Origin of the sequence: Hydrogenophaga sp., from assembly GCF_041633695.1 — a bacterium.
Classification (GTDB): Bacteria; Pseudomonadota; Gammaproteobacteria; order Burkholderiales; family Burkholderiaceae_C; genus Hydrogenophaga.
Window position 1 is genome coordinate 1 of the sequence record NZ_JBFJMY010000178.1, and the last position, 8,009, is coordinate 8,009.

The 8,009-nt window shown below is 65.5% G+C and carries 11 protein-coding genes; 7 read left to right on the forward strand and 4 right to left on the reverse strand.

Annotated features, from left to right (window positions below; translation table 11 throughout):
* The first annotated feature begins 407 nt into the window (after positions 1–407).
* Positions 408–707 carry a hypothetical protein gene (locus tag ABYB95_RS12300; protein ID WP_372658842.1) on the forward strand — a complete coding sequence of 100 codons (300 nt, stop codon included), beginning with the start codon at positions 408–410 and terminating at the stop codon, positions 705–707.
* Positions 708–838: 131 nt separating this feature from the next.
* A complete protein-coding gene (locus ABYB95_RS12305; protein ID WP_372658843.1) occupies positions 839–1,507 on the forward strand; it encodes an HAD-IA family hydrolase in 669 nt (222 codons plus the stop codon).
* A gap of 66 nt (positions 1,508–1,573) precedes the next feature.
* On the opposite strand, the gene ABYB95_RS12310 is transcribed toward ABYB95_RS12305, so the two are convergent.
* Entirely contained in the window at positions 1,574–2,026 is a 453-nt protein-coding gene (locus ABYB95_RS12310) for a nucleoside deaminase (RefSeq protein ID WP_372658844.1), read from the reverse strand.
* A 177-nt stretch (positions 2,027–2,203) separates the two neighbouring features.
* On the opposite strand from ABYB95_RS12310, the gene ABYB95_RS12315 reads away from it, so the two are divergent.
* The 5 genes from ABYB95_RS12315 (at position 2,204) to ABYB95_RS12335 (ending at position 6,497) form a co-directional block, all read left to right on the forward strand.
* Positions 2,204–2,650, forward strand: coding sequence for a hypothetical protein (locus ABYB95_RS12315; RefSeq protein WP_372658845.1), 447 nt, complete (start codon positions 2,204–2,206; stop codon positions 2,648–2,650).
* A gap of 166 nt (positions 2,651–2,816) precedes the next feature.
* The gene (locus ABYB95_RS12320) at positions 2,817–3,296 is read left to right on the forward strand and encodes a hypothetical protein (protein WP_372658846.1); all 480 of its coding nucleotides are present in this window, start codon (positions 2,817–2,819) and stop codon (positions 3,294–3,296) included.
* A 10-nt stretch (positions 3,297–3,306) separates the two neighbouring features.
* Positions 3,307–3,750: a DUF302 domain-containing protein gene (locus ABYB95_RS12325; protein ID WP_372658847.1), complete on the forward strand. Its 444-nt coding sequence runs from the start codon at positions 3,307–3,309 to the stop codon at positions 3,748–3,750.
* A 17-nt stretch (positions 3,751–3,767) separates the two neighbouring features.
* Positions 3,768–4,007 carry an SHOCT domain-containing protein gene (locus ABYB95_RS12330; protein ID WP_372658848.1) on the forward strand — a complete coding sequence of 80 codons (240 nt, stop codon included), beginning with the start codon at positions 3,768–3,770 and terminating at the stop codon, positions 4,005–4,007.
* A gap of 123 nt (positions 4,008–4,130) precedes the next feature.
* Positions 4,131–6,497, forward strand: a complete 2,367-nt coding sequence (locus ABYB95_RS12335) for a heavy metal translocating P-type ATPase (protein WP_372658849.1) — start codon at positions 4,131–4,133, stop codon at positions 6,495–6,497.
* Between the two features lie 38 nt (positions 6,498–6,535).
* Here the strand turns inward: ABYB95_RS12335 and ABYB95_RS12340 are convergent, their stop codons facing one another.
* From ABYB95_RS12340 to ABYB95_RS12350, 3 genes are all read right to left on the reverse strand, one after another.
* Complete coding sequence (locus ABYB95_RS12340; RefSeq protein WP_372658850.1) at positions 6,536–6,823, reverse strand: acylphosphatase; 288 nt, start codon at positions 6,821–6,823, stop codon at positions 6,536–6,538.
* Complete coding sequence (locus ABYB95_RS12345; protein ID WP_372658851.1) at positions 6,816–7,031, reverse strand: heavy-metal-associated domain-containing protein; 216 nt, start codon at positions 7,029–7,031, stop codon at positions 6,816–6,818. Before ABYB95_RS12345 ends, ABYB95_RS12340 begins: the two co-directional genes overlap by 8 nt.
* A 21-nt stretch (positions 7,032–7,052) precedes the next feature.
* Positions 7,053–8,009: O-acetylhomoserine aminocarboxypropyltransferase/cysteine synthase family protein (locus tag ABYB95_RS12350; protein ID WP_372658852.1), on the reverse strand; the 957-nt coding region annotated here is incomplete at its 5' end.

Consider the following 8,009-nt stretch of genomic DNA (forward strand, 5'->3'; position numbering starts at 1 on the left):
ACTGTCCCTACCTGCCATCCCCTCTGTCGGCGGTCTGAGCCCACGGGAATGGAATTACTCCATTCGTTGTTCCTATGACGGTGTCAACCTCAAGGTATCTGTCCTTCCGATATCTGCTGGGCTACCCTTTGAATCGTCGTGCTCGGGTTGCCCTCTTCAGCTTGGAGAGCAACTGATCATGACCGCACCCTCCATAGAAGTAGCTCTATGCGCAACTCCGGGCACATCGCCCATTACGGCGCCCTTTACTGCGATGCTCCTTCTTTGTGATCAGCCTTGGCGTTAGTAGAGATGGGTTGGAAGTCGAACCAGCTTGGTGAACTGCCGCCCACCCCGCCCCGGTAAAATCGTCGGCCCAGACGATCCGCCCGCGTTGGCCGGGCGTCGCCACCACAACAGGAAACCCCGTGCGTTACTCCGTCTCCCACCAAAAACTCAAACTGATCTTGGCCGCACACGGTCTGGCCGTCGGCGATGCCGGTGGTATCGACGCGCTGCTCGGCGGCAAGGACGGCTACTACTGGTACGGCACGCTGCGCGATCTGTGCCCACCCGGCAAGACCATCACCTGGGACAACCAGTACGAGATGGTCAACGACATCCAGGCGCACGAGAACGCCACCGCCGCCGAGGACGAAATGAAGCCGCAGGTGCCCAGCGCGGCCAACATCGCAGCCTTGTCCAAGCTGCTGGGCGACCCGAACTGAAGCGCTGCGGGCGGTTGCATCCATGAGGGATGCGACCGCGCCTCTCCAAGACATTCGTGGACTTGCTTGCACCGAGCGAATCCAGCCACGCGACACGTGGCGCCAACCCCTGCAACCTCCTGGCACGCCACATGAGCACACCCCATCTGCCCGACCGTGTTTTTGACGCCTTTCTGTTCGACATGGACGGCACCATCCTCACGTCCATCGCCACCGGCGAACGTGTGTGGAGCGCTTGGGCGCGCCGCCATGGGGTGGATGTGGCATCGCTCCTGTCGCACCTGCATGGGGTGCGTGCGGTAGACACCATCCGCCGTCTGCAATTGCCCGGCGTCGATCCCGAGGCCGAGGCGCATGCCCTGACGCTGGCCGAGATCGCCGACGTGGACGGCATTGCCGCCGTGGCAGGCGCTGCTGCCTTTCTCGCGTCGTTGCCACCCGAGCGCTGGGCCATCGTGACCTCTGCGCCGCTGGCGCTGGCCCAGCGGCGCATCGAGGTCGCCGGGCTGCCCATGCCCCAGGTATTGGTGACCGCCGACGACGTGAGCAAGGGCAAACCGGCACCCGATGGTTTTCAGTTGGCCGCCCAGCGGCTGGGCGTGCAAGCCCAGAACTGCCTGGTGTTTGAAGACGCCACCGCCGGCATACAAGCGGCCGAGGCAGCAGGTGCTGCGGTGGTGGTCATAGACGCCGCCCACCAGTCACCACCCCAGACGCAACACCCCTGCGTTGCCGGCTACGAAGGCTTGGCCGTGCAGGTGCAGGCCCAAGGGCTCAGGCTGCGCCACATCGCCGCGTAGGCGCGTAGGCACGTAGGCGCGTAGGCGCACAAGGCGCACGCTTGGGATCGGCGCGGCGGCCCGCTCTCAGGCCGCCGCGTCCGGCTCGCCAATGTCTTCGTTCCACAGCTGTGGCTGGGCCGCGATGAAGGCGTTCATGAGGCCCACGCAGTGGGCGTCGTGCACCACGTCCACCTGCACGCCCCGGCTGCGCAGCAAATCCTCTTCGCCCATGAAGGTCTGGTTTTCACCGACGACAATTTTGGGAATGCCGTACAACAGAATGGCGCCGCTGCACATGGCGCACGGCGACAGCGTGGTGTAGAGCGTGGACTCGCGGTAGACCTGGGCCGGCTGGCGGCCCGCGTTTTCCAATGCGTCCATCTCGCCGTGCAGGATGGCGCTGCCTTGTTGCACGCGCCGGTTGTGCCCCCGGCCAATCACCTGGCCCTGGTGCACCAGCACCGAGCCTATGGGTATGCCGCCTTCGTCCAGGCCTTTCTGGGCTTCATCGATGGCGGCTTGCATGAACGGGTCCATAGCGGTTCTCCTGGGCTGGGGTGGGGATCGACTCGGCGTCGCTGCGTCATTGCACCGATTCTGCCGGATGCTGCCCCGCAACCACAGCCGAAAGACCCGGCGCCTGGATTGATCTGCATCAATACCCGAACTTCTGCGGACGCCTTTAATCAGATCAAGGATACCGAGGCACCCACCATGCAAACACGTTCCACCACACAGTCGCGGCGCCACACGGCACTCGTGCTGTTGTTGGTCTGGTTGTTTGCGATCGGATCGGCATGGGTGAACGCCTGCCTGCTGCAAGAGCAGCACGGCGGGTGGCAAGAGTCCTCGGGCAGTGCTTCATCACAAGCCGTTCAGGCGGTCCGGTTCCTGCCCGGGCACACGGGTGTCGATCTCGGCCACCCCGAAGAAGCTGACGCGGCGAAACACGCTTGCCTGAAGTTCTGCGACGACGGCTCACAGCTGATCGTCAAACAGACACCGAGCCCGGACTTGGCAAGCGCGGCCATGGCCATGGTCCTGGTGCTGGCCTGGATCTTTCCGCTGGGCGCTGCAGCCCAGCACGCCACCTGGCCGGCCTTGGCCACACCCCGTGTGGGTGCGCCGCTGCGCACCCTTTTCTCACGGCTGGCGCTGTAGCGCCGGGCCGTGCGCGGCCCATCTGCAGCGCGTCCTCCTTTTGCGGCCACAGCTGTCCCCTATGCAGGCGGCGGGTCCGGGAGATGTGCGTTGAACGGTGTGCGCCACCGCACAGACCGCGATTCCCCTTTTCCAGCCAACTTGTAAACATCCAAAGGAGTTCCCCATGACATCCGTTCGCACATTTTTCACCATCGCCACTCTGGCAACCGCGAGCTGGGCCCCGCAGCTCTGGGCCGGCGCGGACCAACAACACGAGAGCCACCACGCTGCGCCTGCTGCGGCCGTGCAGATCGCACAGGCCAAGCCCGCCAGTCCGGGCATGGGCCAAGGCATGGGCATGCAGGCCGGGCAGGGGTCCGCCGCATATGCCGAGCAGATGAAGACCATGCAAGACATGCACGGCAAGATGCTGGCCGCCAAAACGCCCGAAGAGCGGAATGCCCTCATGGCCGAGCACATGCAAGTGATGCAAAACGGCATGGGCATGATGGGTGGCATGGGCCACATGGGTACCAGCCCCATGATGGGCCAGCCCACCGATATGGCAACGCGCCAGGGCATGCTGGAGCAGCGCATGGACATGATGCAGTCCATGATGCAGATGATGATGGACCGGATGGGCGCTGTGCCCGCCAAACGTTGAGGAGCACACCATGACACAAACACCCCCAGTACCCAGCACCGCCGCCTACTGCTTCCACGCCCAGATCGCCGACACGGACTTCGCACTGGCGCTGGCCCGTGTGACCGACGCGCTCAAAGCCGAGGGCTTTGGTGTGCTGACCGAAATCGACGTGCAGGCCACCATGAAAACCAAGCTCGGTGTCGATGTGCGCCCGTACCGCATTCTGGGCGCCTGCAACCCACCACTTGCGCACCGCGCCCTGACAGCAGAACCCGACATCGGTCTCTTGTTGCCGTGCAACGTGGTGCTCCGGCAAGAAGAAGACGGCCGGCTGACGGTCGGATTCATGGACCCGGTGGCCGTGATGCAGATGACCAGCAATGCCGAGGTGGCCGCCGTTGCCCAGGACGTGCGCGAGCGCCTGATGCGGGTGAAGAGCCTGCTCGAAACCCGCACCACCCCCACACCCTGAGGCCCAAGGAGATGCACATGTTTTACGACAACGGCTACTTCATGGGCGGCATGCACGGCCTGTGGTGGATTTTCTGGGTGCTGCTGATCGGCGTGCTGGTGTTCTACAGCTGGGGACGGCCCGGCGGGCGGCGCCATGGCCCGCGCGAAACACCGCACGAGGTGCTGCAGCGCCGACTGGCCAACGGTGAAATCACGCCCGAGCAGTACGAGGAACGCAAGCGGCTGCTGGACCGCGACAAGGGCGCTGCGAGCTGAGCCAGGCGACGCGGCGAGGGCCGTTGTGAAAGGGGCTTGACCTTGACACCATGTCAAGGTCTATCTTCTGGTTTGAGGGGTTTGCCACCGGGGCGGACCCATCAGAAAAAAGGACGGCAGCACATGGACATGCACGCACACCACGATCACGATCACACAGGTCACCACCACCCACCTGCAAGCCCATCCAACGGTGGCTTGAAAGACCCGGTCTGCGGCATGTCGGTGACCGAGCAGTCCCGACACCAGGCCGAACACGACGGCCAGGCCTATTACTTTTGCAGCGCCAAATGCCAGACGAAGTTCGTGGCCGAGCCGCAGCGCTACACCAGCGGCAAAGCCGTGCCGGCCGATGCACCACCGGCGCCCGCAGGCACGGTCTACACCTGCCCGATGCACCCCGAGATCCGGCAAGACCATGCCGGCAGTTGCCCTCTGTGCGGCATGGCCCTGGAGCCGGAAATGCCCACGCTGGACGATGGCGAAAACCCCGAGCTGGCCGACTTTACGCGCCGCTTCTGGTGGACCTTGCCGCTTTCTGTGGCGGTGATGGTGCTCGCGATGGCGGGCCACGGCATGGGCTGGTTTGCGCCGCGCACGCAGAACTGGATCGAATTCGCGCTGGCGATACCGGTGGCCATCTGGGCGGGTTGGCCGTTCTATGTGCGCGGCGTGCATTCGCTGGTCAACCGCAGCCCCAATATGTGGACCCTGATCGGCCTGGGCACCAGTGTGGCCTTTGTGTACAGCGTGGTCGCCACGTTGATGCCAGAGGTGTTTCCGCCCGCGTTTGTGAAAGACGGCAGCGTGGCGGTGTACTTTGAGGCGGCGGCCGTCATCATCTCCTTGACGCTGTTTGGCCAGATCCTGGAGCTGAAGGCGCGCTCCCAGACCTCGGCCGCCATCCAGTCGCTGCTGGGCCTGGCACCCAAAACGGCGCGCCGCCTGGCGGAAGATGGCAGCGAAGAAGATGTGCCTTTGTCCAACGTGCACGTGGGCGACCTGCTGCGCGTGCGTCCTGGCGAAAAGGTGCCGGTGGACGGCACCGTGGTGGAAGGCTCCAGCGCGCTGGACGAATCCATGCTCACCGGCGAGCCGCTGCCCGTCACCAAGCGTGTCGGCGACAAGCTGATCGGCGCCACCATGAACACCAGCGGCGCGCTGGTGATGCGTTCCGAGCACGTGGGCTCGGCCACCGTGCTGTCGCAAATCGTGCAGATGGTGGCGCAGGCGCAGCGTTCGCGCGCACCCATGCAGCGCATGGCCGACGTGGTCGCGGGCTACTTCGTCGTCACGGTGGTGGCGGTGGCGGCGCTGACCTTTTTGGGCTGGGGCCTGTTCGGGCCGGCACAGGGCTGGCTCTTCGGCCTGGTCAATGCGGTCACGGTCCTGATCATTGCCTGTCCTTGTGCGCTGGGTCTGGCCACACCGATGTCCATCATGGTGGCCACCGGCAAGGGTGCCACCAGCGGCGTGCTGTTTCGCGATGCCGCCGCGATCGAAAATCTGCGCAAGATCGACACCTTGATCGTGGACAAGACCGGCACGCTGACCGAAGGCCGGCCGGTCTTCGAGAAGGCCGTGGCGACCGCTGGCTTTTCAGAGTCCGAGGTGTTGCGCCTGGCGGCCAGCCTGGATCAGGGCAGCGAACACCCGCTGGCGGCCGCCATCGTCAACGCCGCGCGCGAACAAGGCCTGGAGCTGGCGAGCGCCGAGCAGTTCGATTCCGAGTCGGGCATCGGCGTGCGCGGCACCGTGGATGGCAAGGCATTGGCCTTGGGCAACACCGCGCTGATGGAGCAGCTGGGCATTGACGTGGCCAGCCTGCGCACGCAAGCCGAGGCCCTGCGTGCGCAAGGCGCCAGCGTGATGCACCTGGCGATGGACGGCCAGCTGGCCGGTCTGCTCGCGGTGTCGGACCCGATCAAGGAAACCACGCTCGACGCCTTGACGTCGCTGCGCGATTCGGGCTTGCGCATCGTCATGGCCACGGGCGACGGCCTGACCACGGCGCGGGCGGTGGGCCAACGCCTGGGCATCGAGGAAGTGCATGGCGAGGTCAAACCCGCCGACAAGCTGGCGCTCGTGGAGCGGCTGCAAAAAGAGGGCCGTACCGTGGCCATGGCCGGCGATGGCATCAACGATGCCCCCGCGTTGGCGCGCGCCGATGTCGGCATTGCCATGGGCACCGGCACCGACGTGGCCATGAACAGCGCGCAGCTGACTTTGGTCAAAGGCGATCTGCGCGGCATTGCGGCCGCGCGCGCCCTGTCGGTGGCCACGGTGGCCAACATGAAGCAGAACCTGGGTTTTGCCTTCGTCTACAACACGCTGGGCATTCCACTCGCGGCCGGGCTGCTCTACCCGTTCACCGGTTGGTTGCTGTCGCCGATGATCGCGGCGCTGGCCATGAGCCTAAGTTCAGCGTCGGTGATCAGCAACGCCTTGCGCCTGCGTGGAGCCCAGCTGGACCAGAACGAGAAGCGCTGAGGCGCCTAGGCGGCTAGCCGCCGCCCGCCCGCCCGGCTTCAATGCGTAGCCCTTTGTTCAAAGCCTTCAAACACGCCCTCGCCGGGCGTGACCTCCACCCGGTCCACCCGCGCGCCCATCGGTCCGCGCTGCGCCCAGTCCACCAGCGCCTGCACCGCGTCCGCCCTGCCGCAAACCACCGCCTCCACGCTGCCGTCCAGGCGGTTGCGCACCCAGCCGGTCACGCCCAGCCGCCGCGCCTGCTGCGCCATGCTCCAGCGGTAACCCACACCTTGCACATGGCCGGTGATGCGCAGCAGGCGGCTGATGGCGGCTGCTTCAGCCATGCAGCGGGGTGGCCTCAAAGCCCGCTTCGAGCAGCTTGGCGGCAATGTCTTCGGGCGAAATCATGGCGGTGTGGCTGACCCAGGCCTGGCGTTGTGGCAGGTCCACATCGGCCTGGTTCACACAAGGCAAGTCTTGCAGCTCGAACATGACGGCTGCGGCATCGTCTGGCGTGAGCAGACCGGGCACGGTGAACGTGGTTTCGGGCATGGTGTCTGTGCGGAGGAAGGCTCAGGCGGTGGCGCGGGCCAGCGCCTGGTCGATATCCCAAAGGATGTCGTCGATGTGTTCCAGGCCGACCGAGATGCGCACCATGTCGGGCGGCACGCCGGCGGCGAGTTGCTGGGCTGCGTCAAGCTGGCGGTGGGTGGTGCTGGCCGGGTGGCTGATGAGGGTGCGCGTGTCGCCGATGTTGACCAGGTGGCTCATGAACTGCGCGCTCTCGATGAACGTCACGCCTTGCGCCAGGCCGCCCTTCACGCCGAACGCAAGCAGGCCGGAGCCGCCGCGCATCTGGCGCTTCATCAAATCGTGCTGCGGGTGGTTGGGCAGGCCGGGGTAGTTGACCCAGCCCACACGCGGATCGTCGTGCAGGTATTGCGCCACGGCCAGCGCGTTGCTGCAGTGGCGGTCCATGCGCAGGGGCAGCGTTTCCACGCCTTGCAAGATCTGCCAGGCGCTGGTGGGCGAGAGGGCCGCGCCGAACACGCGCAGGCCTTCCATGCGGCAGCGCATGGTGAAGCCGAAGTTGCCGAAGGTTTCAAAGAAACGCACACCGTGGTAACCCGGCGAGGGCTCGGTCATGCCGGGGAATTTGCCGTTGTCCCAAGGGAAGTTGCCGCTTTCCACCACCACGCCGCCCAGGGTGGTGCCGTGGCCGCCGAGGTATTTGGTGGCGCTGTGCACCACGATGTCGGCGCCAAATTGGAAGGGGTTGCAGAGGTAGGGGCTGGGCACGGTGTTGTCCAGCACCAGCGGCAAGCCGTGCGCATGGGCCACGTCGGCCACGGCCGCGATGTCGAGCACCACCATGCTGGGGTTGCCCAGGGTCTCGGCAAAAACCGCGCGCGTGTTGGGCCGGATGGCGGCGGCGAAAGCGTCGGCATCGGTGGCGTCGACAAACGTGGTCTCGATACCAAATTTCTTCAAATTGACGGCCAGCATGGTGACACTGCCGCCGTAGAGCGC